This window comes from Pseudomonas sp. QS1027, from assembly GCF_002814235.1.
Lineage (GTDB): Bacteria > Pseudomonadota > Gammaproteobacteria > Pseudomonadales > Pseudomonadaceae > Aquipseudomonas.
This window is the reverse complement of the sequence record NZ_PHSU01000033.1, coordinates 113,196-139,870: the sequence shown is the minus strand read 5'-3', so window position 1 is coordinate 139,870 and position 26,675 is coordinate 113,196. Positions and strand designations below refer to the sequence as shown.

General features: G+C 61.2%; 23 protein-coding genes. 8 read left to right on the top strand and 15 right to left on the bottom strand.

Annotated elements, in window-relative coordinates; translation table 11 throughout:
• Positions 1-2: 2 nt before the first annotated feature.
• The 9 genes from phnK to phnC are packed head-to-tail and all read right to left on the bottom strand — an operon-like array spanning position 3 to position 7,269.
• The gene (gene phnK / locus CWE01_RS27460) at positions 3-815 is read right to left on the bottom strand and encodes a phosphonate C-P lyase system protein PhnK (protein WP_100943700.1); all 813 of its coding nucleotides are present in this window, start codon (positions 813-815) and stop codon (positions 3-5) included.
• On the bottom strand, positions 812-1,684 hold the full coding sequence (locus CWE01_RS27455) for an alpha-D-ribose 1-methylphosphonate 5-phosphate C-P-lyase PhnJ (protein WP_100943699.1): 873 nt from the start codon (positions 1,682-1,684) through the stop codon (positions 812-814). Before CWE01_RS27455 ends, phnK begins: the two co-directional genes overlap by 4 nt.
• Positions 1,677-2,753: a carbon-phosphorus lyase complex subunit PhnI gene (locus CWE01_RS27450; RefSeq protein ID WP_100943698.1), complete on the bottom strand. Its 1,077-nt coding sequence runs from the start codon at positions 2,751-2,753 to the stop codon at positions 1,677-1,679. The genes CWE01_RS27455 and CWE01_RS27450 overlap by 8 nt, the downstream gene beginning before the upstream one ends.
• Complete coding sequence (gene phnH / locus CWE01_RS27445) at positions 2,753-3,352, bottom strand: phosphonate C-P lyase system protein PhnH (protein WP_100943697.1); 600 nt, start codon at positions 3,350-3,352, stop codon at positions 2,753-2,755. Before phnH ends, CWE01_RS27450 begins: the two co-directional genes overlap by 1 nt.
• Complete coding sequence (gene phnG, locus CWE01_RS27440; protein ID WP_100943696.1) at positions 3,352-3,789, bottom strand: phosphonate C-P lyase system protein PhnG; 438 nt, start codon at positions 3,787-3,789, stop codon at positions 3,352-3,354. The genes phnH and phnG overlap by 1 nt, the downstream gene beginning before the upstream one ends.
• Before the next feature lie 14 nt (positions 3,790-3,803).
• Positions 3,804-4,508 carry a phosphonate metabolism transcriptional regulator PhnF gene (gene phnF / locus CWE01_RS27435; protein WP_177143700.1) on the bottom strand — a complete coding sequence of 235 codons (705 nt, stop codon included), beginning with the start codon at positions 4,506-4,508 and terminating at the stop codon, positions 3,804-3,806.
• Positions 4,509-4,543: 35 nt separating this feature from the next.
• Entirely contained in the window at positions 4,544-5,326 is a 783-nt protein-coding gene (phnE, locus tag CWE01_RS27430) for a phosphonate ABC transporter, permease protein PhnE (RefSeq protein WP_100943694.1), read from the bottom strand.
• Positions 5,327-5,385: 59 nt separating this feature from the next.
• On the bottom strand, positions 5,386-6,390 hold the full coding sequence (gene phnD / locus CWE01_RS27425) for a phosphonate ABC transporter substrate-binding protein (protein ID WP_100943693.1): 1,005 nt from the start codon (positions 6,388-6,390) through the stop codon (positions 5,386-5,388).
• Positions 6,391-6,435: 45 nt separating this feature from the next.
• A complete protein-coding gene (phnC, locus tag CWE01_RS27420) occupies positions 6,436-7,269 on the bottom strand; it encodes a phosphonate ABC transporter ATP-binding protein (RefSeq protein WP_100943692.1) in 834 nt (277 codons plus the stop codon).
• Positions 7,270-7,594: 325 nt separating this feature from the next.
• On the opposite strand from phnC, the gene uppS reads away from it, so the two are divergent.
• Together uppS and CWE01_RS27410 are read left to right on the top strand one after the other, a co-directional pair.
• Positions 7,595-8,392 (top strand): polyprenyl diphosphate synthase, encoded by a 798-nt coding sequence (gene uppS, locus CWE01_RS27415; protein ID WP_100943691.1) that lies wholly within the window; start codon positions 7,595-7,597, stop codon positions 8,390-8,392.
• Positions 8,393-8,439: 47 nt separating this feature from the next.
• Entirely contained in the window at positions 8,440-9,447 is a 1,008-nt protein-coding gene (locus CWE01_RS27410; protein ID WP_100943690.1) for a terpene synthase family protein, read from the top strand.
• Positions 9,448-10,284: 837 nt separating this feature from the next.
• Here CWE01_RS27410 and CWE01_RS27405 read toward each other — a convergent pair.
• Positions 10,285-10,572: a hypothetical protein gene (locus CWE01_RS27405; protein WP_100943689.1), complete on the bottom strand. Its 288-nt coding sequence runs from the start codon at positions 10,570-10,572 to the stop codon at positions 10,285-10,287.
• Between the two features lie 448 nt (positions 10,573-11,020).
• On the opposite strand from CWE01_RS27405, the gene idi reads away from it, so the two are divergent.
• From idi to ispC, 6 genes are all read left to right on the top strand, one after another.
• Positions 11,021-11,587 (top strand): isopentenyl-diphosphate Delta-isomerase, encoded by a 567-nt coding sequence (gene idi, locus CWE01_RS27400; protein WP_100943688.1) that lies wholly within the window; start codon positions 11,021-11,023, stop codon positions 11,585-11,587.
• 107 nt (positions 11,588-11,694) lie between these two features.
• The gene (gene dxs / locus CWE01_RS27395; RefSeq protein WP_100943687.1) at positions 11,695-13,623 is read left to right on the top strand and encodes a 1-deoxy-D-xylulose-5-phosphate synthase; all 1,929 of its coding nucleotides are present in this window, start codon (positions 11,695-11,697) and stop codon (positions 13,621-13,623) included.
• Entirely contained in the window at positions 13,620-14,552 is a 933-nt protein-coding gene (gene ispH, locus CWE01_RS27390) for a 4-hydroxy-3-methylbut-2-enyl diphosphate reductase (RefSeq protein ID WP_100943686.1), read from the top strand. The genes dxs and ispH overlap by 4 nt, the downstream gene beginning before the upstream one ends.
• Positions 14,553-14,579: 27 nt before the next feature.
• On the top strand, positions 14,580-15,566 hold the full coding sequence (locus CWE01_RS27385) for a hypothetical protein (protein WP_100943685.1): 987 nt from the start codon (positions 14,580-14,582) through the stop codon (positions 15,564-15,566).
• Positions 15,563-16,867, top strand: a complete 1,305-nt coding sequence (gene ispG, locus CWE01_RS27380; RefSeq protein WP_100943684.1) for a flavodoxin-dependent (E)-4-hydroxy-3-methylbut-2-enyl-diphosphate synthase — start codon at positions 15,563-15,565, stop codon at positions 16,865-16,867. Before CWE01_RS27385 ends, ispG begins: the two co-directional genes overlap by 4 nt.
• Before the next feature lie 15 nt (positions 16,868-16,882).
• Positions 16,883-18,058 carry a 1-deoxy-D-xylulose-5-phosphate reductoisomerase gene (gene ispC / locus CWE01_RS27375; protein WP_100943683.1) on the top strand — a complete coding sequence of 392 codons (1,176 nt, stop codon included), beginning with the start codon at positions 16,883-16,885 and terminating at the stop codon, positions 18,056-18,058.
• Here ispC and CWE01_RS27370 read toward each other — a convergent pair.
• The 5 genes from CWE01_RS27370 to CWE01_RS27350 form a co-directional block, all read right to left on the bottom strand.
• The gene (locus CWE01_RS27370) at positions 18,032-20,281 is read right to left on the bottom strand and encodes an ATP-dependent DNA helicase (protein ID WP_100943682.1); all 2,250 of its coding nucleotides are present in this window, start codon (positions 20,279-20,281) and stop codon (positions 18,032-18,034) included. The genes ispC and CWE01_RS27370 overlap by 27 nt on opposite strands.
• A complete protein-coding gene (locus tag CWE01_RS27365; protein ID WP_100943681.1) occupies positions 20,278-21,927 on the bottom strand; it encodes a VRR-NUC domain-containing protein in 1,650 nt (549 codons plus the stop codon). The genes CWE01_RS27370 and CWE01_RS27365 overlap by 4 nt, the downstream gene beginning before the upstream one ends.
• 92 nt (positions 21,928-22,019) lie before the next feature.
• Positions 22,020-23,438: a PLP-dependent aminotransferase family protein gene (locus CWE01_RS27360; protein ID WP_100943680.1), complete on the bottom strand. Its 1,419-nt coding sequence runs from the start codon at positions 23,436-23,438 to the stop codon at positions 22,020-22,022.
• Between the two features lie 66 nt (positions 23,439-23,504).
• The gene (locus CWE01_RS27355) at positions 23,505-25,004 is read right to left on the bottom strand and encodes a hypothetical protein (protein WP_177410519.1); all 1,500 of its coding nucleotides are present in this window, start codon (positions 25,002-25,004) and stop codon (positions 23,505-23,507) included.
• Between the two features lie 626 nt (positions 25,005-25,630).
• Positions 25,631-26,653 carry a zinc-dependent alcohol dehydrogenase family protein gene (locus CWE01_RS27350; protein ID WP_100943678.1) on the bottom strand — a complete coding sequence of 341 codons (1,023 nt, stop codon included), beginning with the start codon at positions 26,651-26,653 and terminating at the stop codon, positions 25,631-25,633.
• Between the last annotated feature and the right edge of the window lie 22 nt (positions 26,654-26,675).

Genomic DNA, 26,675 nt, shown 5'->3' with positions numbered 1-26,675 from the left:
GCTCATGGCTGCAACACCGAAGACACCAGCAGTTGCGAGTAAGGGTGTTGCGGGTCGTCGAGGATCTGGTCGGTCAGCCCGGTTTCCACCACATGAGAGCGGCGCATCACCATAAGGCGGTCGGCCAGCAGACGCGCCACCGCCAGGTCGTGGGTGACAATCACCACCGCCAGGTCCAGTTCGCGGACCAGGCCGCGCAGCAGGTCGAGCAAGCGCGCTTGCACCGAAACGTCGAGGCCACCGGTGGGCTCATCCATGAAGACCAGACGCGGACTCGACACCAGGTTGCGGGCGATCTGCAGACGCTGTTGCATGCCGCCGGAAAAGGTCCGGGGCAAGTCGTCGATACGCAGCGGATCGATTTCCACCTGGCTCAGCCAGTCGAGGCCGGCGCTACGCAGTTGTTGGTAATTGCGTACGCCCTGGGCCATCAACCGCTCACCGATATTGGCGCCCGCCGAGACGCCCATGCGCAAGCCGTCCCGAGGGTTCTGTTCGACAAAGCCCCATTCGGTGCGCAACAAGGTGCGGCGCTCGGCCTCGCTGGCGCTGTACAGGTCCAGCCATTCGCCATCCTTGCCGCGATAGCCGATGCTGCCGCGCTGGGGCGGCAGGCGCCCGCTCAGCAACGACAGCAAGGTGGACTTGCCCGAGCCGGACTCGCCGACAATCCCCAGTACTTCGCCGGGATACAGGTCGAAGCTGACACCCTGGCAGCCCTTTTCCAGGCCGTACAACAACGTCAGGTCACGCACTTGCAACAGCGGCTCGGCGGATACGCTGAGCGGCTGCTCTTCCATCAGGGACAGGTTCATTGGTTGCTCTCCTGCTGCTCGACCCGCTGGGCGCAGTACCAGGTGTCGGAACAGACAAAACGCTGGGTGCCGGCGTCGTCGATGATCAGTTCGTCGAGGAACGAGTCATGGCTGCCGCAGATGGCGCAGCACTCCTTCCACTTCTGCACTGCGAAGGGATGGTCTTCAAAGTCCAGGCTGGTGACCCGGGTGAACGGTGGCACCGCGTACAAGCGCTTTTCCCGTCCGGCGCCAAACAGCATCAGCGCCGGGCTCATGTCGAGTTTCGGGTTATCGAACTTGGGAATCGGCGACGGGTCCATCACGTAGCGTTCGTCGACCATTACCGGGTAGGCGTAGGCCGTGGCGATATGACCGAAGGTGGCGATATCCTCGTACAACTTCACATGCATGACCCCGTAATCGTTGAGGGCGTGCATGGTCCGGGTCTCGGTTTCCGAAGGCTCGATAAAACGCAACGGCTCGGGGATCGGCACCTGGTAGACCATGATCTGATCAGCCCGCAAAGGGCTTTCCGGGATGCGGTGGCGGGTCTGGATCACCGTGGCGTCAGGTGTACTTTCGGTGGTGGCGACACCCGCCGTGCGGGCGAAAAAGCGTCGGATGGAGACCGCATTGGTGGTGTCGTCGGCGCCCTGGTCGATCACCTTGAGCACATCGTCGGCCCCAAGGATCGCCGCCGTCAGTTGCATGCCGCCGGTGCCCCAGCCATAGGGCAACGGCATCTCGCGACCACCAAAGGGCACCTGGTACCCGGGAATCGCCACGGCCTTGAGCAAGGCGCGGCGGATCATGCGTTTGGTCTGCTCGTCGAGATAGGCAAAGTTGTACGCCGGGTCGCGCGCAGGCGCTTGGCTCAGGTCATTCATGGCGTTTCCCCTCGGCCGGTTGGCGCAGTTTGCGGATCAGTTCCAGTTCAGACTGGAAGTCCACGTAGTGAGGCAATTTGAGGTGCGAGACAAAGCCCGCCGCTTCGACGTTGTCGCAATGCATCAGCACGAACTCTTCCTGCTGCGCCGGCGACTGGATCTCTTCGTTGAACTCTTCAGCGCGCAGTGCGCGATCCACCAGGGCCATGCCCATGGCCTTGCGCTCGGCATGCCCGAACGCCAGGCCGTAGCCGCGAGTGAACTGCGCCAGCTCCGTGGCCGAACCGACGAACTGGTTGACCATCTCGCACTCGGTCACTTCGATACTGCCCAGGCAGATGGGGAAACCCAGCTCCTCCGGGTCGATCCACACCTCGACGTCACCGATCCGAATTTCCCCGGCGAACGGGTGGTTGCGGCCGTAACCACGCTGGGTCGAGTAACCCAGGGCCAGCAGGAAACCCTCATCGCCACGTGCCAGGGCTTGCAAGCGCTGGGCACGGCTGGCCGGAAACTCCAGGGGATCGCGGGTGATGTCGGCAACGCTGTCGCTGTTGTCGGCCTCGTTCTTGATCAAGCCTTCCTTGGCCAGCAAACCCAGCACTCGCGGGCATGGCTCAAGACGGGCATCAGGCGCAGTCTGCGGGCCTGGATACTCACCCTCGGCCAGCAGCGCAAAATCCAGCAGGCGATGGGTGTAGTCGAAGGTCGGACCCAGCAGCTGGCCGCCGGGCACATCCTTGAAGGTCGCGGACAAACGCCGGCTGAGGAGCATCTGCGAGGTGTCGATCGGCAGGCTCGGGCTGAAGCGCGGCAACGTGGTGCGGTAGGCCCGCAGCAGGAAGATCGCTTCCACCAGGTCCCCCGCCGCTTGCTTGATCGCCAGTGCGGCCAGCTCTTCGTCGTACAGCGAGCCTTCGCTCATGACCCGGGCCACGGCCAGGGGCAGTTGCTGGCGGATCTGCTCGACACTCAGCTCAGTGACAGAAGTATCGCCCCGGCGCTTTTTCGCCAGCAGACGGTGGGCATTGTCGATGGCCTGTTCGCCACCCTTGACGGCTACGTACATCAGGCAAGCTCCTCTGCGATATGGGCGACCCGGGTGCTGCGGGGCAAGCCGATCAACTGCTGGCCGGCGGCAAACAGCACATCCAGACCTCGGGGGAAAACCTCGCGGCGTTGGCGTTCCAGCCAGAAGCCAGAAGGCAATGGCAGACTGACCCGACGCGCGCTCTCGATCCCCGGACCGCTCCAGTTCAACTCGCGACCGGCCTCCAGAGCGGGCAACTGGACCAGCAAGGTGCAGGACTGGTCCGGGTAGCGATCATTGCCGTGGTCGAAGCCGCTCAGGTCCAGCAGATCCGCTTCGCCGAGCAAGGCGAACGCGGCCTCTTCCCGGCGGCTCGTCAACGGACAGCCGCAGTGGAACGCCAGATTGGCGCGGATCAACGGCGTGTCGAAGGCCGGCGCCAGCCACAGCGGCGTATCCATATCCAACAGCGCCAGGCACAGCGCATAGGTGGTGGGCGCCAGGCCTTCAAGACTGGGCGCGCCGGGCAGCAACTGGACCAGGCCGGGCTCGGCCAGCGCCTTGAGAGCGGCTCGAAAGCCGCGCTGGGCATCCAGGACCGGGTCGACAAACGCCGGTTGCAACAGCTGTGGATTCATCAGTTTTCTCCTCGAACCAGGGTGAAGAACTCCACCTTGGTGGCAGCGGTGTCCGCCTCTTTTTCCGCGCGGCGGGCGACTTGGGCATTGGCCAGACGGGTGATCAATTGACTGAGCCATTGGCTCGGTTGCGAACCCTGTAAATGCGCATCGGCCAAGGCCGCCAGCTCGGCGTGAAGCTTGTCGCGACCGGCCAGATAGCTGTAGCCGGTACGACCATCGGCCAGGCGCACCACGCAACGGGTCACGCTCATTTCACCGACGTTGAACGGCGCGCCGTTGCCGCCCATGCGACCGCGGACCAGGGTCATGCCGATCTCCGGGGCGCGGATCAACTGGTAATCGGCATCCCGCAAGGCGGCTTCATGGGGGAGCAATTCACTGCGTCGGGCACGGGCAAGCACACCGATCCAGTGCTGACGTTGGGACGGATTCATCAATGGGTTCTCCATCAGGTGACGACCTGGTACTGAAAACGATCCGAACGGCTGGTGGACTGGGCCAGCTCCACCGGGCGGCCGTCGCGATCGCGGGAAAGGGTGAATACGGTCAGGGCCGGCAGATGCCGGGGCATCATCAGCAACGCGGCTTCGTCGCGGTTGGGCAAACGGGCGCCGATCAGGCTCTGGGTGCGGGTCAACGGCAGGTCCCGCTCACGCAGGTACTGGCGCAGGGAACCGCCGTTGTAGTCCGCCAGCAGCGGCGCATGGCTGGCGCAGTAGCGATGGCGGATCAGGCTGACGGGCTGGTGGTCGAGCTTGCGCAGGGTCTGCAACTCGATCATCGGCGCCATCTCGGCAATGCCCAGTTGTTGCGCTTCGTCGCGACTGGCGTAGCAGTAGCGGCGTTTGAGCAGGACCGCCTCGACCCCGACACCCTGGGCCGACAATGACTGGCTGTAGGAGGTCTCGGCGCCCATCGGGTAAATCAACGGCCGCTCCAGCACCTGGGTGCCCTTGCCCTGCAAGCGCAACAGGCTGCCTTCGAACACCAGCTCATCGATGGCCCGGCGCAGGGTGTGGCGGTTGACGCCGAAGCGTTCGGCCAACTGCACTTCACCCGGCAGGAAGTCACCGGCCTGATAACTGCTCAGTTCGCGACGGAGGATATCGGCCAGTTCGCGGTACACCGGCTCATCTTGTCTAGACAACTGCATGGTTAAAAAAAGCGCCCAGGGGCACCCCTCCGAAATCAGATGAACTGCTTGCGCAGGCGTTGGGAAAAGACGTCGATCAGGCTCACCACAACGATGATCACCAGCAGCACCGCGCAGGTCTGGACGAACATGAAGGCGCGGATGTTTTCCCAGAGGATCACCCCGATCCCGCCCGCCCCGACCATCCCCACCACCGTCGCCGAGCGCACATTGGCTTCGAAGCGGTAAAGCGCGTAGGAGACCCACAGCGGCATCACTTGCGGGATCACGCCGTAGATCACTTCCTGCAAGGCGCTGGCTCCGGTGGCACGAACGCCTTCCACCGGGCCCGGGTCGATGGCTTCGACGGCTTCGGCGAAGAGCTTGGCGAGCACCCCGGTGGTGCTGATCCACAGGGCCAGGACCCCGGCAAACGGACCCAGGCCGACCGCTACCACGAACAACATGGCGAAGACCATTTCGTTGATCGAACGGAAGGCATCCATCACCCGGCGCAGCGGCTGGTGGACCCACCACGGGGTGATGTTGTCGGCGCAGAGAATCCCCAGCGGCACCGAGCAGACAATCGCCAGCACCGTACCCCAGAGGGCGATCTGCACGGTGACGATCATCTCCTTGAGGTAGGAGCGCCATTCATGGAAGTCCGGCGGAAAGAAGTCGGCGGCGAAGGTCGCCATGTTTCCCGAATCGCGGTACAGCGCCAGCGGGTTCATCTCGGCACCGTGCCAGGCCCAGGCCAGCAGGACCAGGAACAGGCCCCAACCGACGTATTGCGGCCAGGTGTGCTTGCCGACAGCTTCAGCGTGCAGCGTGGTCATGATCGACTCTCATAAAAGAAGCTCGGAAAAGGCGCGGCGTGGTAACGCCGCGCCAGGGGTCAACCGGCATTGGCCGCGGTCTTCTTGTCCAGCTCGGTGATGCGCTGTTGCAGCTTGGCCAGGTCGGCGTCGATATCCGCCAGTTTCCTGGCCTTGTCGGCCGCCTCCAGGTGCTCGTCGGCGCTGATGTTGGTGCGCTGCTTGAACAGTTCGAGTTGGCGGATCGGCAGCAGTTGGTCATCGCTGGAGACGAGGAACTTGCCCAGTTGCATGCCCTTGAGCACGGCCTTCTCTTCATCGGTGTTGCCATAGTTGAAGAAGAAGTCGCGGATCTTGGCTTTCTCGCTCTCACCCAGGGCCTTGCTCCAGACCATCGGATCGGCAGGGATCAGCGGCGACTTCCAGATCACCTTGAGCATGGCGGCCTTGTCCGGCTGGGTGACTTCGAGGCGCTCCCAGCTTTCGGTGTTGAAGGTGGCGACGTCCAACTGCCCCTTGGCCACGCTCAAGGCGTTGACCTCATGGCTGGAGTTGAGCGTGCGCTTGAAGGCGGTGGCCGCGTCGACGTGGTTCTTGGCGAACACGTAATAACCGGGTACCAGATAGCCCGAGGTGGAGTTCGGATCGCCGTTGCCGAAGGTCAGGTTCTTGGCGTTCTTGAGCATGTCTTCCACGGAGTTGATCGGGCTGTTCTTGTTCACGATCAGCACGCTCCAGTAACCGGCCGCACCGTTGGCGGCAGCGGTCTGGGCGAAGATTTCACCGTTGGAGCGGTCCACCGCTTCCATGGCCGCCTTGTTGCCCAGCCAGGCCACGTCGACCTTGTTGAAACGCATGCCCTGGATCAGACCGGCATAGTCGGAGGCGAAGGTGGCGTTGATGGTCAGGCCGGTTTTCTTGTGCATGTCATCCAGGAACGGCTGCCAGATGCTCTTGAGGTTCTGCGAGGACTCGGTGGACATGATCCCGAAATTGATGACCTTGTCGGCGGCCTGGGCATTGCCCAGGACACCGGTGGCCAACAAGACGGCGGACAGACACACGTGACGGATACGGTTCAACATTGAAGGATTCCTGTGGGTGGAATACTGCCGGGGGAATAAGGGTATTCAGAGGCTCGCCAGCACCAGCCGAGGCGTGACGTCGGGGCGGCGGCTCTGGTCGGAAAACATCAGGCTGGTGTCGATATCGGCACCGTACAAATCGTTGAGGAACTGGCTGCTGAGATCGCTGCCGCGCCCGTCGTAATGAATCCGCCCGCCTTTCAGCGCCACCGCACGGGGGCAATAACGCATGGCGTAATCGACTTGATGCAGGGTGACGACTACGGTCTTGCCGTCGCGGCGATTGATATCGGCGAGGATTTCCATGACCTTGCGCGCCGACTCCGGATCGAGGGAGGCGATGGGCTCATCGGCCAGGATCACCTCGGCACGCTGGGTCAAGGCCCGGGCAATCGCTACCCGTTGCTGCTGGCCACCGGACAAGGTCGAGGCCCGTTGCGCCGCGAGATCGGCAAGACCGACACGGGCCAGGGATTCCATGGCGAATTGCTTTTCCTCGGTATTGAACAGGCCGAGGCTGCCGCGCCAGCGTGGCATGCGCCCCAGGCAACCGAGCAACACGTTGTCGAGCACGCTGAGGCGGTTGACCAGGTTGAACTGCTGGAAGATGTAGCCGATATCGGCCCGCAGACGCCGTACCTTGCCGTTCAAGCGTCCGGAGACCTGCACATCACGCCCGAGCACCTTGACGCTGCCACCGTTGCTTTTGTCGCAACAGGCCAGGCCTGTGAGGTGACGCAACAAGGTCGACTTGCCGGAGCCGGAAGCGCCGATCAGCGCGACCATTTCACCGACCGCGATGGAGAGATCGAGGTCGACCAATGCGCTCTTTCGCGCAAAGGTCTTGTTCAGGTGTTCGACACGGATCGCTGGATGCATGGGCTGCTCTATCAGGTTGAGCAGCCGTCCCTGGCCACGTTTGAGTTCAAACGACTCTAGGCAGGCGGGGTGTCAGGTAGATGACCTGAACAAAACATGGGAATAAACGTTTGATGAAGGTTTGATGAAAGGTTGAGTTAGAGGGGGGACGCCCAAAAGGGCTCCCGCCAGCTTCAGACGAACGGCCAAACCGAATGTCCGCGCCGCCTTGCGCTTGAGCGAACGCAATCTAGTGTCTATGGGTATCGCTCAAGAAACCTGAGTTTCCCCACGCATTCTGGTCAGCAGTACCGTCCAGTGACAACGGCACCTCGGAGTCCGAGTCATGGAAGAAACCCTCATTCTGCTAGATGAGGATGATTGCGAAACCGGCAGTGCGCAGAATCCTACCCATCTACCCGCGGTTGAAGAAAGCTCACCCACTCGCCAGCCCTTGATCCGGCATCTGGCTGTCATTCTCGACGGCAACAGACGCTGGGCGGCCACGCAAGGCTTGTCGTGTATCGAAGGTTATCGCGCTGGAGGGGCCCGGGTTCATCACCTTCTGGAGTGGTGCGCGCAACTCGAGATTCCATTTATTACCCTATGGCCGCTCTCGTTGGAAAATCTCCAGCGCGATCCTGAAGAACTTGCCGGGTTGATCGACGTCATCGTGAGTGTCATCAACGAACTGGCCAATAGCGGGCGTTGGCGCCTGCATATCCTGGGTGATACCGATGCACTTGCGCCCGCTGCCAACAACTCGATACGCAACGCCCAAAGTCGTACCCGCCATGTCAAAGGGCCCTGCGTCAATATTGCGGTGGCTTACAGCGGGCGACAGGAAATCATTCGGGCCGTACGCTCGGTCATAAAAGAGTTCATGGCTAGCAATGCACTGGAACAGCTACCGGATGCCATCACCGAGCAGCGGCTACAGCAGGCCTTGGACACCGGCGACCAGCCCGGACCGGACCTTGTGATCCGCACGTCAGGCGAACAACGGCTCTCGGGGTTCATGCCCTGGCAATGCGCTTATTCTGAGTTTTACTTCTCGTCGCTGTGTTGGCCTGAATTCACTCAAGAAGAATTTCACCAGGCGATGACCGCCTATCAATGTCGTCAAAAGCGATTTGGCGTATGACTCGCCTCATTCTGGCAAGCCTCTGACGCTAACAGGAAGACCCCCTCATGCCCTCTTTCGAACTTGAAACCACCATCCCTCTTCGCGTGCACCCCCAAGCCACCGAACTTGAGAGTTATCACATCAACTGGTTACGCGAGATGGGCCTGATGAGTGACACTGAAGCAGAACAAAGCTACTTGCAACAAGGCGCTGTCAGGCTCGTGATCTATACGTTCCCGCAAATTCCCTACGTCGGTCTCTGCCTGGCAACCGACATGATAGGTATTGCGGCCATTGTCGATGACTACTGCTCTTCCCATGTCAATGAAACCGAACAGGTGACAAAGCTGATCCACTCACTGATCAATATCACCGAAGACCCCGTCGAGCAACACCACGACATGAACAACCCGATGCTGCGAAGCTGGTTGAACACCTGGCAACGCTACAGCGATGGCATGGTGTGCATGTCTGATGCCTGGCAAAGGAAAACACGAGCCACCTGGCAGAGCTTCCTGCAGTCATGGATTGATGAGTCTCGGATGCATGCGAGTGACGCGCCTATCACCCTGGAACGTTATCTGCCTTTGAGAAGGCGAGCCATCTCTGTTCGTGCCTTTGTGGATGTGGCGCAATGGGCCACACGATTGGAGCTGCCGCCACACCTCGCAGAGCATCCAATGATTCAGGACATTCTCGATACCTGCACGGACATCTGCTTCTACACCAATGATATCTTTTCACTGGAAAGAGAGATCCTGAAAAAAGAAAAACATAACGCTGTGCTCCTTGTTCAGAAAGAAGGCAATCTCTCCATAGAGCAAGCCATAAATCTCACCATAAACAAGTGCATTGATACCTACCATGTGTTTGAAGCACAGAAGCACAACCTGTCACTTCTCGTCACTTCAACGCATGAGCAACAGACGGTGGATTCGTTCGTTGACCTGCTCTGCAGTTGTATAAAAGGAAATCATCACTGGTCAACGATTACGCCACGCTACAAAACAACAACACTGTCTCCAAGCCCGGAGCTCTATTTATCAAAGTGCGAGTACCTCTCCAACACCTGAAGCCGGGCTCGCCTCTTGGGACACCAACCCTACCAGCACCGATAATAAACCAGCAGTTTCAATATGTTATTAGAGACAGTTCTTACATTTATGATCGTCTTTTCCTCTTGAATCTGGCCTGACCACATGTTCCGATGGGCGTCCCTGGCCCGCACGGAACGTACCTTCATGACCGACACCCCCTGGGCTGCCCGCGAGGGCGATGCTTTGCTACACACGTCGATGATGGCCGAGTTGTCGGTATGCGCCAAATCCGGCGGTATGGATTGACCCACTAGGACTGACCAACAACCCTATCAGCGGTACCCCACTAGGCGAAATACGGGAGCGTGTATCTTTAAGAACAGGAAAAACATATCAAGGCCAACAGATATTTAAATTTACGAAAAAAACGACAGTTGATACAATCAAATTCAAGCCTGACGACTACTATTATATGGACGGCATGCACAAGGATCACATAGAAACATTTTCATCGAAAAACTCAATACAACCTCCTTCAACAAACTAGTAGACGACATAGAGAGCGTGCTAAAAAACCTGCTCCTAAACCGTCGACCGAGCTCAAGGAGTTCCTGGTTTGGTTTGTCATGAGCACCATGCACTGCATCATATGCCACAATGACAGTAGCGACTCATACAAGATACAAAATTTCTCCATGGAAAATTGGTACTAAACACATGAAGCCAAACTAAACAGCATCCTTATGATGCTCATAAAATATTGAGCTCATACCGTGAAGCAAAACGGATGGAGCCCCTCACCCGAACGTTCCAAGTGAGGGAGCAGATCCAAACACCAAACAGCAATGAAAATGCTTGAGAGAGGCGGCAAACCTACTGATTTTTCATCCGTGCGGCCCGTACTTGAATAATCTCTAATAGCGCACAACCCTCGCGCATCAGTAGATGACTGCCACGGCTCACTCGCAACAAATCGCAATCATCAATATTTTTGAGCCCTAGTGTAGACAAGGTGTCCATCAGATCGCGAACCACCGTAAAACGGTGAGCCGCGCAAATCGCCAGATCTTCGAGGGGGGCATCGTGACGGATATACAGTACCGGATTAGCAGCATCGTGGGTGTCAAGCGGGGTAAAACGGAGGACAGTGTGAGTAGGCATCTCGGATATCACTATATAATTGCTATTCCTTAAGCGCCCACTCGTTATTTTGAGCGCTTGTGTGCCTATGTGCTCAACCGGCCAAGGTTGATCGCAAAATACTGTTCGCGAAAGACAACTTTATGCGTTATCCGCACGAAGATACAACCGACAGGCCTTGTAGGAAAGAGAACGATTCAGCGTCTTACAAAATCCCTTTCATCAGACCTCCCTCCAAAGCGCAAGGGATTGGCTCCCCCCAAAAGCGTCAATTCCGCGCACAGCCCAACAGCCAGCACTGCCCATCCGCCAGCTTCAGACGAACGGCCAAACCGAATGTCCGCGCCGCCTTGCGCTTGGGAAAACGCGATCTAGTGTGAATGGATACCACTCAAGAAAACCTGAGTTTCCCCCACGTATTCTGGTCAGCAGTATCGTCCAGTGACAACGGCACCTCGGAGTCCGAGTCATGGAAGAAACCCTCATTCTGGTAGATGAGGATGATTGCGAAACCGGCAGTGCGCACAAGCTGTTCATCCATCGACAAGGCCTGCGCCATCGGGCTTTCTCGATCTTCATTTTCGACGAGCAGGGCCGTTTGCTGCTGCAACAGCGCGCGCTCGGCAAATACCATTCGCAAGGCCTGTGGACCAACAGCTGCTGCGGCCATCCGCGCCTGGGCGAACAGACCCACGCTGCCGCGCAACGGCGTTTGTTCGAAGAAATGGGCCTGACCTGCCCCCTGAAAAAGGTCGCCTCCCTGCTCTATCGGGAACAGGTCTCGAACGACCTGATCGAGCATGAGTTCGATCACCTGTTCGTCGGTAGCAGCGACACACCACCCATTGCCAATCCCGATGAAGCCCTGGCCTGGGCCTGGTTGCCGCTGTCCGACATTCCGCGGTGCATTGCCGCCGAGCCGGAAAAGTACACGGTCTGGTTTCGCAAGATCTTCGACACCTACACCCTCGCGGGTCTGCGTGCCTGGCAAAAAATCGCTCTCGCGGCCCCCTCGACCAGCCATCTGGCCCTCTAGCAATCGTCCCATGACACTGAACGTGCACGGCGCGCTGGCGATCTGTTTGCGCCTCTGGCGGACCCGATCGTCAACCGCTTGCACCGAGCCCCACGGAGGAGTCCGCCATGTTCGAGCTACTGGACACCATCGACAGCCCGGTCGACCTGCGAGCCCTGCATCCAAGGGCACTCTCGGCGGTCGCCGACGAGTTGCGGGCCTTTATCCTCTACAGTGTTTCACGGACTGGCGGGCACCTTTCCGCCAATCTGGGCACCGTGGAGCTCGCCATCGCGCTGCACTATGTCTTCGATACCCCCCATGACCGGATCGTCTGGGATGTGGGTCATCAATCCTATCCGCACAAGATCCTCACCGGACGCCGCGAGGCCATGGTCGGTATTCGTCAATTGGGCGGGATTTCCGGCTTTCCCAGACGCCAGGAATCCGAGTACGACACCTTCGGTACGGCTCACTCCAGCACCTCGATTTCCGCGGCACTGGGCATGGCCCTGGGGGCCAGGAGCAAAGGTGAGCAGCGCCACGGCATCGCGGTGATCGGCGATGGCGCCCTGAGCGGTGGCATGGCCTACGAGGCGATGAACAATGCCGGCCTGCACGCCGACCTGCCGTTTCTGGTGGTCCTCAACGACAATGACATGTCGATCTCTCCCGCCGTCGGCGCGCTGCGCCACTACCTGGGCAAACTCACCGCGCATCGCTGCACGGCTTCGGCCCAGGCTGGTATCAAGCGCATCCTGCGCGATGAAGCGCCCCTGGGTGAACGGGTATTCGAAGCGCAGCTCAAGGGACTGAGATTGTCCGCGACGCTGTTCGAAGCCCTGGGCTTCAACTACACCGGCCCCATCGACGGTCATGACCTCAACGAGCTGATTCCGGCGATGCAGGCCCTGAAAAACCTGCGCGGCCCGCAACTGCTGCACATCATCACCGAAAAGGGCCACGGCTACAGTCCGGCGGCCATGGACCCGGTGCTGTATCACGGGCCCGGGAAATTCAATCCGGAACAAGGCATCCAGCCGGCGGCGCCCGGCAAGCCAACCTATACCCAGGTCTTCAGCCACTGGCTGTGTGACGAGGCCGAACGCAATCCCAGGATCGTCGCGATTACCCCCGCCATGCGCGAAGGCTCGGGACTGGTGGAGTTCGAGCGACGCTTCCCCGATCGCTACTTCGATGTCGGGATCGCCGAACAGCATGCCCTGACTTTTGCCGCGGGCCTTGCCACCGAAGGTCTGAAGCCGGTGGTGGCGATCTACTCAACCTTCCTCCAGCGCGGTTACGACCAACTGATCCATGACATCGCGATCCAGAACCTGCCGGTGGTGCTGGCCATCGACCGCGCCGGGATTGTCGGGGCGGACGGCGCCACCCATACCGGTGCGTTCGATATTGCCTACCTGCGCTGCGTGCCCAATCTGATCGTCATGGCCCCGGCGGATGAAAATGAATGCCGGCAGATGCTGCACACCGCGCTGCTGCAGAACGGACCGGTGGCGGTACGTTATCCACGCGGTGCCGGCAGTGGCGCGGCGACCCAAGCCGAGCTGAGTGCCCTGCCCCTGGGCCGAGGTGAAATCCGTCGGCAAACGACCCTTCCCCAGGGCTCGCGAATCGCCATCCTCGCCTTCGGTTCCATGGTGCTGCCCAGCCTTGAGGCGGCTGAGGTACTGGATGCGACAGTGGCCAACATGCGTTACGTCAAACCCCTGGATGTCGACCTGATAGAAGCCCTCGCCTGCAGTCACGACCTGCTGGTGACGGTTGAAGAAGGCTGCGTAAAGGGCGGCGCCGGTAGTGCATGCCTCGAACATCTGGCGGCTTCGATGGTTTCTCCAAAGGTGCTGCAACTGGGCTTCGACGATCAATTCATCGAGCACGGCGCCCCGGACCAACTGCTCACGGCCTGCGGCCTGGATGCCAAGGGGATTGTGACCTCGGTCCAGGTGTTTTGCGGACAAATCGCGCTGGCCCGCGAGGTCTCCCGGCGCACCGATATCCCCCACCGACAAGCCATGAGTGGAGGTCACCCATGAACGTCATCCTGGCCCAACCCCGCGGTTTCTGCGCCGGCGTGGTCCGGGCAATCGATATTGTCGAACTCGCCCTGGAGCAGTACGGCGCGCCGGTGTATGTGCGCCATGAAATCGTTCATAACCACCACGTGGTCGAAAGCCTGAAGGCCAAGGGCGCGATCTTTGTCGAGGAACTCGATGAAGTGCCGGTCGACGCCGTCACGGTGTTCAGCGCCCATGGTGTGGCCAGGGTCGTCGAAAACGCGGCGCGCCAGCGCCAGCTGCGGGTCCTCGACGCCACCTGCCCGCTGGTCGGCAAGGTACATAACCAGGGCCGCCAGTACGCCGCCAAAGGCTATCAGGTGATCCTGATCGGTGAAGCCGGACACCCCGAAGTGATTGGCATCCTCGGGCAGATTCCCGCCCCGGTGGTGGTCGTGCGTAACGTGGATCAGGTAGAGGATTTGCCTTTCCCGGCGAATACACCGATGGCCTATATCACTCAGACCACCCTCAGCGTCGATGACACCAAGGCCGTGGTCCTGGCCCTGCAACAACGTTATCCGGGCATCGTCGGCCCCGATACCCGGGATATCTGCTACGCCGTGCAAAACCGCCAGACCGCGCTGCGAATCCTCAGCCAGTGTGTCGACCTGGTGCTGGTGGTGGGTGCCGCGAACAGCGCCAATACCGTGACCTTGCGCACCATTGCCGCCGAAACCGGTGTGCCCGCCTACCGGGTGGCCGAGGGTGCAGAGCTGGATCGACAATGGTTTCAAAACGTCGAGACGGTGGGGATCACCGCTGGCGCCTCGACACCCGAGGTCCTGGTCGACGACGTGATTGCCGCGCTCGGGAACCTGGCGCCCCTGACGATCAAAACCCTGCCCGGCCGTGAAGAGCAGGTGCAGTTCAATCTTCCGACCGGGCTGATCGCCCGCAGTCGCTAAGCCAACACCGTCATAGGAGGCAACATCATGCCCCGTGTCGATCTGCCAGAGATTCGCCTGCCCTTTGCTTCAAGGATCAATCCGCATCAGGACGCGGCGACTCGAAGTTCCAACGCCTGGCTGGAGTCGATGGGCCTGGTCAACCGCGATGTACGCCGGACACTGGACTCAGGTCGGTTCTTCGAACTCGCCGCCAGGGTCTACCCCGATGCGCAAGCGCGCGGACTGCAACAGATGATCAACCTGATCACCTGGATTTTCCTGTTGGACGATGAACTGGATCAGGGTGTATTGAAGGATCAAGTCACGCCAGCACAGGCATTGCTGGAGCGACTGCTTCGCCAGTTCTCATCGCCGCACGACGCCCCCGCTCCCAAACCGGGAATCGAGCAGTCGGGATGCGCCTTGTTTGCGTCGATCAGCGAGGGATTGAGTCCCCACGGGCAACGGCGCTTTTTCCAGGACATCCGTGACTACTTCGACTCCACACTGAAGGAAATAGAGGCCAGGGCCGCTGGCGAGGTGCCAGATCTGCTGGCCTTCGTCCAGGTGCGACGATACACCGGCGCCACCCAGTTGATGTTCAGTGGCGGTGAAGCCGCCAACCGGGCCGAAGTGCCTGAAGGGTTCTGCCGCAGCCGGATCTTCCAGGCGCTGCAGGACAGCGCCAACGACGTGGTCGTCCTGGTCAATGACATCTTTTCCCATGGCAAGGAAAGCCATGGCGGTGAAATAAACAACTATGTGGTCGTCTGCCAGCATCATCTGGAGTTGTCGCTGCGCGAAGCCATGGATTTCGTCAACCGGCTGGTGACCTCTCGCGTTCATACCTTCGAACTGGCACGGGAAAAACTGCCGTTGTTCATTGGGCAACAGCGCTACTCGGACGCCGAGCGAAAGGCGATTGAACAATACATCGCCATGCTGGAAAGCTGGATGAGCGGCAATCTTGCGTGGTCTTTGCGAACACCTCGATACCACGACACATCTCTCACGCAGGAGTCACCTCAATGAACCTCGCGATTGCCCGCCGCAAGACCCGCCAGGTCACCATCGGTCCGCTCAGCCTGGGCAGCGCCAGCCCGATTGTGGTCCAGGCCATGACCAACACCGATACCGCCGACGCCCGGGCCACCGCGACCCAGGTCGAGCAACTGGCCCTGGCCGGCGCCGAACTGGTACGGATCACGGTCAACGGCCATGAGGCCGCCTCCCAGGTGGCGAAGATCCGCGAGTTGCTCGACGCCCGGCAGATCAGGGTGCCGCTGGTGGGCGACTTCCACTTCAACGGCCACCGGCTGCTGGCGGCCTATCCCGACTGTGCCCGGGCCCTGGACAAGTACCGGATCAACCCCGGCAACGTCGGCAAGGGCGCCAAGCGCGACGAGCAGTTCTGCGAGATGATCGAAATCGCCTGCCGTCATGAAAAACCGGTGCGCATCGGCGTCAACTGGGGCAGCCTCGATCCGGACCTGCTGGCGCGGATGATGGACGCCAATGCCGCCCTGGCCCAACCACTGGCCGCCGACGCGGTGATGCGCGAAGCCCTGGTGGTGTCGGCGCTGGAAAATGCGCAACGGGCCATCGAAGTCGGTCTGCCGGCGGAGCGGATCGTGCTGTCGGCGAAGGTCAGTCACGTCCAGGACCTGATTGCCGTGTACCGCAACCTCGCCGCCCGTTGCGACTTCCCCCTGCATCTGGGCCTGACCGAAGCCGGCATGGGCTCCAAGGGGATCGTTGCCTCCTCCACCGCCCTGGCGGTGTTGTTGCAGGAAGGCATTGGCGACACCCTGCGTATATCGCTCACCCCCGAACCTGGCGGCGAACGCACCCGCGAAGTGCTGGTGGCCCAGCAGATCCTGCAGACCATGGGCCTGCGGGCGTTCAGCCCCTCGGTGGTGGCCTGTCCCGGTTGTGGGCGTACCAGCAGCAGTTTTTTCCAGGAACTGGCCCAGCAGATCGAGGACTACCTGCGCGAGCAGATGCCGATCTGGAAAAGCCGTTTCAGCGGTGTCGAGCAACTGCAGGTGGCGGTCATGGGTTGCGTGGTCAACGGCCCGGGGGAAAGTCGCCTGGCGGATATCGGTATTTCCCTGCCGGGGGCCGGCGAGCACCCATCGGCGCCGGTGTACATGGACGGTGAACGGGTGCTGACCCTCAAGGGCAACACCATTGCCGATGACTTCACCGGTTTGCTCCAGGCCTATGTCACAGCCCGTTACGGTGGCCAGGCCAACGCTCGCGAACACCTGGCGCAGATGGTCGGTCAATTCAGCGCCCATCCCCGTGAGCTGATCGCCCGGGACAATCAATAGCCAAGGAGCCCGATCATGCACCAGCGCCTGACCCTGCTCGGGGCCACCGGTTCTATCGGCGACAGCACCCTGGATCTGGTCGCGCGGCATCCCGAGGATTTTTCCGTGTTCGCCCTGACCGCGCACCACAATATCGACAAGCTGTATCGGCAGTGCCTGGCCTTCCAACCCGCCGTGGCGGTGGTGGCCGATGCCGATGGGGCTTCGCGGTTGTCGGCTCGGTTGAAGGCGCTCGGGCAGCACACCGAGGTGCTCCATGGCCCGCAGGCACTGATGACGGTGGCCGCGGCCGATGAATGCGACACGGTGGTCGCGGCGATTGTCGGAGGCGCCGGGCTGGCCTCGACGTTGGCCGCCGCCCAGGCCGGCAAGCGCATCCTGCTGGCCAACAAGGAAGCGCTGGTGATGTCCGGTGCGTTGTTCATGGCCAGCGTCGCCGAGTCGAAAGCGCAGTTGCTGCCGGTCGACAGCGAACACAATGCCATCTTCCAATGCCTGTCGACCCACCCCGAGGCCCGTCCCGAACGGTTGATCCTGACCGCTTCCGGCGGCCCGTTCCTGACTCGGCCGCTGGAAACCCTGGACGACATCACCCCCGACCAGGCCTGTGCCCACCCGAAATGGCGCATGGGTCGCAAGATCTCGGTGGACTGCGCCACGATGATGAACAAGGGCCTGGAGGTGATCGAGGCGCACTGGTTGTTCGAGATGCCGCCGGAACGGATCGAGGTGCTGATTCATCCGCAAAGTATCGTGCATTCGATGGTGGTGTACGCCGATCAGTCGGTCCTGGCGCAACTGGGTAATCCCGATATGCGCACCCCCATCGCCCAGGCCCTGGCCTATCCCCGGCGGATGGAGTCCGGGGTTGAGCCACTGGACCTGACCGGTTGTGAGCCGCTGGTGTTTTCCAAACCGGACCTGCGGCGTTTCCCCTGCCTGCGCCTGGCCCTGGAAGTGGCACATGCCGGTTGTGAACTGAGTGTGGTGCTCAATGCCGCCAATGAAGTGGCGGTGGCGGCGTTCCTGGCCGGAGCCCTGGCATTCAGCGATATCGCCCGTGTCGTCGGGCAAACCCTGGAACAGACCGCCGAGGTGGCGATTGGCAGCCTTGAGGCCATCGAGGACACCGACCGCCGTGCTCGCGCCAGGGCCACGCAGTTGTCAGGCCTGCCACCAACGCGGCAATAACTGCCGGACCTTGGCCTCGGCAAAACGATCGTCGATCAGCATCACCACGCCGCGATCCTGTTCGCTGCGAATCACCCGCCCGGCCGCCTGCACGACTTTCTGCACACCCGGGTACAGGTAGGTGTAGTCGTATCCCGCGCCGAATAGCACGGCCATGCGCTGCTTGATCTGCTCATTGACCGGGTTCAGTTGCGGCAACCCCAGGGTCGCGATAAACGCGCCGATCAGTCGCTGACCGGGCAAGTCGATACCCTCGCCAAAGGCCCCGCCGAGGACCGCAAAGCCAATGCCCTGGCTGTGTTCGGTGAACTGTTCGAGAAAGGCCTGGCGCTGGCTTTCCTCCATGCGTCGCGATTGCAGCCAGAGCGGGATCTGCGGATGGGTCTCGGCCAATAGCTGTGCCACCTGCTGCAGATAGTCGAAGCTGCTGAAGAAGGCCAGGTAGTTGCCGGGACGCCCGGCGAACTGATCGGCCATCAGTTCGACAATGGGTACCAGTGAAGCCTGGCGATGGACGTAGCGGGTGGAGATCTGGCTGATGATCCGCAGGTCCAGCTGCTCGCGCTTGAACGGCGATTCGACATCGATCCACGCGGTGTCCGCCGGCAGGCCCAGCAGGTCGGTGTAGTAGTGCCGGGGGCTCAGGGTCGCGGAAAACAGCACGCTGCTGCGGGACGCTGTCAGTCGCGGACGGAGGAAGCCGGCCGGCACCACATTGCGCAGGCACAGTTGCGAACTGCGGCGCTGGCCGTTCTCGCGCAGGCTGATATCGAACAGGTAATGCTCGTCGAACAGCTCCCCCACCCGGGAAAACTGCAGCAGCTCGAAATAGAAGCCCTGGAGCTCGCCATCGACGCCTTGCGGGTGTTCATTGAGGTAGTCGCCGATGGCCGACACGCACAAGCCAATGGCGTTCAGCAGCTTGGCGGGCGCCTGCCCATAGGCCTGATAAAGGCCGACCTGCTCCTTGTGCAAAGCGTTCCACTCACGGTTCAAGCGCTGGAACGACTTTTTCAAAGCTTCTGGGATGTTGCGCCGGACACTGCTCAGGACCTGCTGATCGAGGCTGGCGCTGTACATCTGCCGCCCGCGTTCCACCAGGTTGTGGGCTTCGTCCACCAGCGTCGCCACCCGCCATTGATTGGCCTGGGCCAGGCCGAACAGCAGCGCACTGAAGTCGAAGTAGTAGTTGTAGTCGGCGACCACCCAATCGCTCCAACGGGCCATTTCCTGGCTCAGGTAATAGGGGCAGATGTCATGGGCCAGGGCGACGCTTCGCAGCGCCTGCTGGTTGAGCAAGGGCACGCCGACCGCGGCCTGTCTCGCCGCGGGCAGGCGATCGTAAAAGCCCCGGGCCAAGGGGCAGGACTCGCCGTGACAGGCCTTGTCCAGGTGTTCGCAGGCTTTGTCCCGGGCCACCAGTTCCAACACCCGCAACGGCAACGTGGGCGAACGCTCATGGAGGACCTGCGCCGCATCCAGGGCCAACTGACGGCCCGGCGTCTTGGCGGTGAGGAAAAACACCTTGTCCAGTTGCTGCGGAGCCAGGGCCTTGAGCATCGGGAACAAGGTGCCGAGGGTCTTGCCAATCCCCGTCGGCGCCTGGGCCATCAGGCAGCGACCGGTGCTGACGGCCTTGTACACTGTCTCTGCCAGGGTCCGTTGGCCGGGACGAAAATCGTCGTGGGGAAAAATCAGGTCCCGGGCCGCCTGGTCGCGGGCCTGGCGATGGCCGGCCTCCTGCTCGGCCCAGTGGAGGAAACGTTCGCACTGCTGCGCAAAAAAAGCCTCAAGCTGCGCGGCGCTCCAGGTTTCCCGCAGCACGGTTTCCTTTTCGCTGACGATATCGAAGTAGACCAATGCCAGGTTCATTTCCGCCAGTTGCAACTGCTGGCAGACCAGCCAGGCGTAGATCCGGGCCTGGGCCCAGTGCAGTTGCCGATGGTTGGCCGGCTGCGCGGCAAGGTCACCGCGATAGGTCTTGATTTCCTCCAGCAGGTTTTGCCCCGGGTCATAACCATCTGCCCGGCCCTGGACCTTGAGGTGACGGTAATACCCTTCCACCGGCAGTTCCGCCTGGTAGCCCTCGGCACGCCGCGAAGCCACGGTGCGATGACCGAGCATGCCCTCCTGGGCCGTCGGCGACGGCGTGAAGCGCAGGTCCAGGTCGCCGACCTTGGCGGTGAACTCGCACAAGGCGCGCACGGCAACGCGGTAGGTCAAGGTGCCTCCACTGCCCATTGCACATAGCAGACGGCAATCGGCATCTGGTGCTGGCGACAGAACTCCAGCCAGCGCAGCTGGTTGTCCTGCAAACGGTCACCGGGGCCTTTGACTTCGATCATCCGGTAGCGTTTATCGGCCGGCCAGAACTGGATCAGGTCGGGCATGCCGGCGCGGTTGGCGCGGATATCCAGCAGCAGGCGCTCGAACCAGTGTTGCAGATGTTCCGCGGGCAGGCAGACGAGGGCCTGCTCCAATAGCTCCGGGGTCAGGATATTCCAGAACACGAAGGGCGATTGCAGGCCCCATTTGGCATTGAAGGTGGCGCGGATGCTGTCCTGGTAACGACCGTCCCGCAGTTGCCCCAGGCACTCGGTGAACAGCTCGGCGCGGCGAGCGTGGAAATCTTCGTCATGCAGGTCCGCCGGACCGCTCTGGAACGGGTGGAAAAACGCCCCCGGCAGCGGCGCGAAGATCGCCGGCCAGCACAACAGGCCGAACAGCGAATTGATCAGGGTGTTTTCCACGTAGTGCACCGGGGCCTGCGGTTCGTGCAGGTGCCGGGCGACGCCCTCCTCGACGGACAGGGCCGGATCATTGACCAGCATCAGGTCCAATCGGGTAATCGCCACCGGTGCTGTCGGGGCAATCGCCGGCAACCCGAGCTTGCGCCGCAGCCGGGGCAGGATACGCAGCAGATGCTGTTGTTCTTCGGCGCTGTGGGGCGCGTCCTGCGCCTGCAACGCCAGGTCCAGGGCCAGCTGGAATTCGCCCAGGCGTTCGAGCACGCGGATACGCCGCTGGCGCGCTGGCGGGTGGCTGCAGCCGCTATAGATCGCCAGTGCGCCGGGCCAGTCCTGCAAGCGCTCGCTCTGCTGTCCGATCTGGAACAGCAATTTGCCCCGACGCCGTTCCAGCCAGGGGTTGTCGGTATCCAAACGGTTGACGTGCTGGTGTATCAGGCCAGGTTCCTCGCCAGCCTCAAGGGCTTCGCGAGCCGCCTGCAGATGCAGGTAGCCGTCGAGGTCGGCGCGGCTGCGCAGACCGCGGGACGATGCGTGGAGCTCGACCTTTTCATAGGTGAAGATGCCCAGGTCCGCCAGCACGAACTCGGACCAGTCCTGATACAGGTTGCCGAAAAACATCAGCCGCAGGCGGTCGCACAGAGGCATCACCTGCAGGCTGTAAAGCGGTTCGGGAATGCTCGGGCACCATTGGGCAAACGACCGGCTCTCGTCGAAGCACAGGGCCAGCTCCGCATACAGCTCGGGCTTGTTGGCCCTGGGCTGGGTGATATCGGCCTTGAAACTGCTCAGCACCTCGGCCTTTTGCAGGACCGTAAACAACTGCGCCAGGCTCAGCGGCGCGTCATCGCGCACCCAGCCCAGGGCCAGCAACGGCAGCGCCGCCTGCTCGGGGTCGCCGATTTCGGCATAGTTCAGCTTGCCGGCGCGAAAGTGCCCGCCCTTGCGCATCACCATTCTGACCAGCAAGGCCCGGGAAGCCTTGGGCAAACGGGAGAAATCGTCGATGAAGGCCTGTTCCTGCACGTCCAGCAGGTCGGCATAACGCGCGGCCAGCCAGTCGAGCACTTGCTGGAAGTTGTTCAGGTAGTAGAACGGATCGTCGAGGGGCTGGGTTGTCACAGGCAGGAAGGACCACGGTTATCGAATGCTGGTTATGCATACAGATAACAGGCCCTCCCGCCCCTGGCAAATACAAACGGACAAAGGGCGCTTCAGTCGAGCTGTTCCAGGCGCAGGGCATCGGCCAGCACACCCAGGGCCTGGTCCAGGTGACGATGGCCATTGGCGGTGCTGCACAGGCGCAGGTGCTGCTGATGCAGGCCATACAGGCTGAACAACTCGCCGGGGGCGATAACGATCTTCTGCTCCAGCAGTCGCTCGAACACCTTGCGCATGTCCACCGACCGGGTCGCCTGTGCCCAGACCGTCGCCCCGCCCTGCGGCGGCACGAACACCAGGCTGTCGGCCAGACGCTCGCGCAGCAGGCCGCTCATATGCGCCATGCGCTCCTGCAATAAACGGCGCAAGGTCGCCAGGTGCTGATCAATCCGACCGCTGCTGTAGAGCCGGGCAATCGCCTTCTGCCGGGTCGGCGACATGCGGAACGAACGCAACAGGAAATGCCGCTGCAATTCCGCCCCCAGGTGCCGGGACAGCAGGTAGCCGAAAGGCGCCTCGGCCCCCATGATCCGCTCGAAGCTGGCGAACACCAGCAGGCGATCCGGGTCCACCAGGTCGCGCATCCGCGGGCCGCCAGGCTCGAAGGCGAACTCGCCATGGCTGTCGTTTTCCAGCAACCAGACGCCGAAATGCTCCAGCAACCGCGCCAGGTGCTCGCGCTGCGCCAGAGGCATCAGGCTGCCACGGGGCACACTGAGCCCGGAAGACATCAGCAACAGCTTGACCGGCTGGGTCTGCAGCAAGTGCTCCAGGGCCATCAGGTCAAAGCCACCGTCATCCAGCAGCGGCAGCTCGACGATATTGACCCCGCCCGCCTGCAACAGTCGCAGGATCACCCAATCGCAGGGCGACTCCACCAGCACCGTGGCCTGTTTCAGGCTCAGCGCGGCCATCAGGGTTTCCAGCACGCTGCGCAGGTCCGCGCCGATATAGACATCATCGGCATGCCAATAGCGCTGGGCCGAGGTGGTGTAGCGCACGGCCAGGGCGGTGCGCAGCTCCAGCTCGCCAAACGGCTGGAACTGCGGCGCCTGCTGGCGCGGGTACTGACGCACCAGTTCGCGTTCGAGCAACAACAGCGGATTGTCCAGCGACAGCAGCAACGCCGGTTCATCGCTGCTCAACACCAGGGTACCGGGTCGTCGCGAGTGCACATACAGGCGCTCCAGCACATCGGCGCTGCCACTGACAAACGAAGCCCCGGAGACCGGTAGCGCGTAATAACCCGACTTGGCGAGCGAGTACACCCGGCCCTCCTTTTCCAGGAGGGAATAGGCGTACTGGATGGTCGAAATCGAAACATTCAGGCGCTCGGCCAACTGACGCAGGGACGGCAGCTTGACCCGGGCATCGGTCTCGACTTCGCTGATCAGGCTGACCAGATAACGGTAGACCGCCTGGTAGGCGAAGTCCGAGTGTTTACGTCCCTTGTCAGGTAACGGTTGAGTCATGTCCTGGGGTACGGACGAATCCGCACCCGGCTGGGGAGTGTCTGAAACTATCAATACCAATCCTTTTTAACGTCCCGACAAGACTTCTTTGAACACTTCACCGTTGTCGGGATTGACGATGTCGATGCGGTGCTTGTCCGGGTCGCTGGCGCGAACCCGGGCAATCAGCGAGCTGACCCCGGAAAAGTCCACCTGGGCCCTGGTGTAGAGATCACCGAGCAAGGTCGGGGTCAGGCCGCTGACTTCGCTCAGCCATTGCCAGATCTGCTCGGGCACCCCCTGCCCCGACAGCGCCTTGTGCAAGTCCGGCAGTGCCACCAGCATGCCGGGGTGGCAACTGCGCAGGAACTGCTCGAGCCCGTGGCCACGGTTGACGAAGGGTGCGAACAACAAACACGTCAGTTGCACTTCGCTCAGGCCAAAGGCCTCCTGCGCATAGGCACTGGCCAGTGCCCGTCGATCGAGGATCTTCTCGTCGCTGTCATAGGCAGCCATGGCCTGCTCCACCAACCGCGCCGGCATGCGCTTGCGGCGCATCATCGCGGCGGCCAGTTGCAGGTACTCGCCAATGCCGCCCTCGTAGCTCAAATCCCGCACGTACTGCGCCTGCAAACCGCGCATATGCGCCATCAGCAAGGGATTGGCGCAATCGGACTCGCTGAAGTGGAATGCCAGGTCATCGAACTGGAAGCCGAGAAACTCGGTCAGCAGCGGCCAGCGCTCCTCGAGGTCGCGGCCGACCAGGTCATAGACGCTGACCAGCATCGGCGCCGCGCTCCGACTGGACCGACTGATGGCCGGGCCCTCGGGCTCAACCAGGGCCTCGCCATACAACTCCCGGTAGTAATCCAGGCCGAGGTCGTGGCAGGTTTTCACCGCCTCGTCGAACTCCAGCGCCCGCCCTCCGACCCAGGTCCGTTCCGGCTTCTCGGTGGCCCGCAACAGCCAGGTCATGTACTGCTTCTGCTCACGGGGCGACTCGCCGCTGACCAGGGCATCGACACCTTTGTCCCAAGCGCTGGAGCGCTCGTAGAAATCGGCCATGGACAGATAGCAGCCATTGCAGAAGGTCGCGCGCCCATCACCCGCCGTCAGGTGGCCGCTCATCAGCAGGTTGCGGCGGTTGATATCGCGATTGAGTTCCGACATCGGCAGGCGATGATTGAACGGTCGGACATGTTTGTTATCCACCATCAACAACTCGACCCGGGGATCGTCATAGACAAACAAGGCACTGTAACTACGATGGATATTGTGCATGACCGTGGCCGTCACACCGGCATGGCGCAACGTGGCGACCCGCAGGTTGAAGGTGGCCGGCGAACGTCCGGCAATACTCAATTGCGCCGCCCGCAAGAACGCCAGTGTATAGCTGCTGTCCTTGCCGCCGCCGTGGGCCACCATGACCTTGAATTCACCAATACGCTCGATACCGCCCGCCGCTACGATCAGACGTTGAATCAACAACTGCAGTGCAATACGTTCAGCGCGCGTGAAATAACTCATCAGACGCTGCAACACCTGCTGATAAACATAATTCATTGCCTGCTCATGAATGGAGCTCATAGCCTTTATACACCTGGTTTGAGTTCAGTGTCGGGCAAACAGCGCTCTCATTACCGGCAGTGGCCGGATCAGACGGAAGATTGCCTGCCCCTGTAACCCTGATTGCGGACAGACAACACCCGAAGTATTGCACAGGTCTGAAACACCCACAGCAAGAGCTTTCGAGCATGACCGACGTCACTGATTGCCAGTTAGCGTTGGGAGTCTGCGTGCCAATAACAATATCTTAGGAAGATTCTTACGGCGACCTACAACTATCAACTACCCGCAAGAGATTAACGACATAAGGGGGCGGTTTTCGCCCACTTCCCTGAAGACAAGATATTCCAGGCAGTGTATCCAGGCGGCCCCGAACTGAAACTTCGGAAAACAACAGGACCCTGATAAAGCGGCTGATATTGAACCATAACTCATTCCTTGAGCTGTAAGTGACGGTTCAATTATCAGCACTTACCCGGCGATTAACAGATACAGAATCTGGCAAAAAACCGGTTCAGTTGATGACAGGCCTGGGCGTGAGAAAAAGCCCGGAAAAGTTGTTAAAATATATTTCAGAACAGCCATAAAAAAACCCCATATCGCCTGACGACACGGGGTTTATTCTGGCTCAAACAGTTTGAGTCGACTCAGTTGGGCTCAACTTGCAGCGCTACCCGACCGCGGCACGGACAACCATCCATGAAACGGTGCGCCTCGATAAACTCGTCGAACGGGAAGGTACGGATTTCCAGCGGCGGCAACACACGGTCGGCCGTCAACTGGTTGATATCGCGCAAGGCCCTCTGCAGCGCCGCCTGGTCCTGGACAATGCCCAGTTCCGGCTTGCCGGTGAAGTTGCCGATGCAGTGAACGAAGAACTGGATGTTCTTCTGGAACGCCGCACACGCCGGGAACGGGGTCTGGTTGCCGCCTTGCAGGCCATAGAGCACCAGGCTGCCACGGGGCGCCAGGACATCGCCGAGCATCGACATCTGCGGGCCGCCAAGGCCGTCGAAGACCATGTCGACGCCGCGCCCATCGGTGTACTTGTTGACCTGCATCAGCAGGTCCTGCTCTTCGGTGACAATCACCTTGTCGGCACCCAGGGACAACAGGTACTCGCGCTCTTCCGGGATCTTGGTCGCGGCAATCACCTTGGCCCCCAGGGCCTTGCCCAGTTGCACGAAGGACGGCCCGGCGCAGTGGCTGGCATCGGTGACCAGGGCGTACTGCCCCGGCTTGACCCGCGCCAGGTCGACATAGGCGAAATAGGCGATCAGCAGCGGCGTGTAGTGCACGCTGGCCTCGACCGGGGTCAACACATCCGGATAACGGGTCAGGGCCGAGCGTGGCAGGATGATCTGCTCGCCATAGACCGGGTAATCGTTGGGGCTCTGGGCCGGGAAGCTGGCGACCTTGTCGCCGACGGCCAGGTCATCGACGCCATCGCCGATGGCGGTGACCACACCGGCCATTTCATGACCGATACCGGCCGGCAAGCGGGCCTGGGACGATGCCAGGTTCTGCCGCCAGAGAACGTCATACCAACTGATGCCAATGGCCTCGACACGCACCTGCACTTCGCCCGGCGCAGGCAGGGTGGCCGTATGCTCTTCGCATTTGAGCACCTCGGCCGGACCAAACTTGTGAAAACGGATCGTGCGGGACATCGCAAACCTCGTCAAATGAACC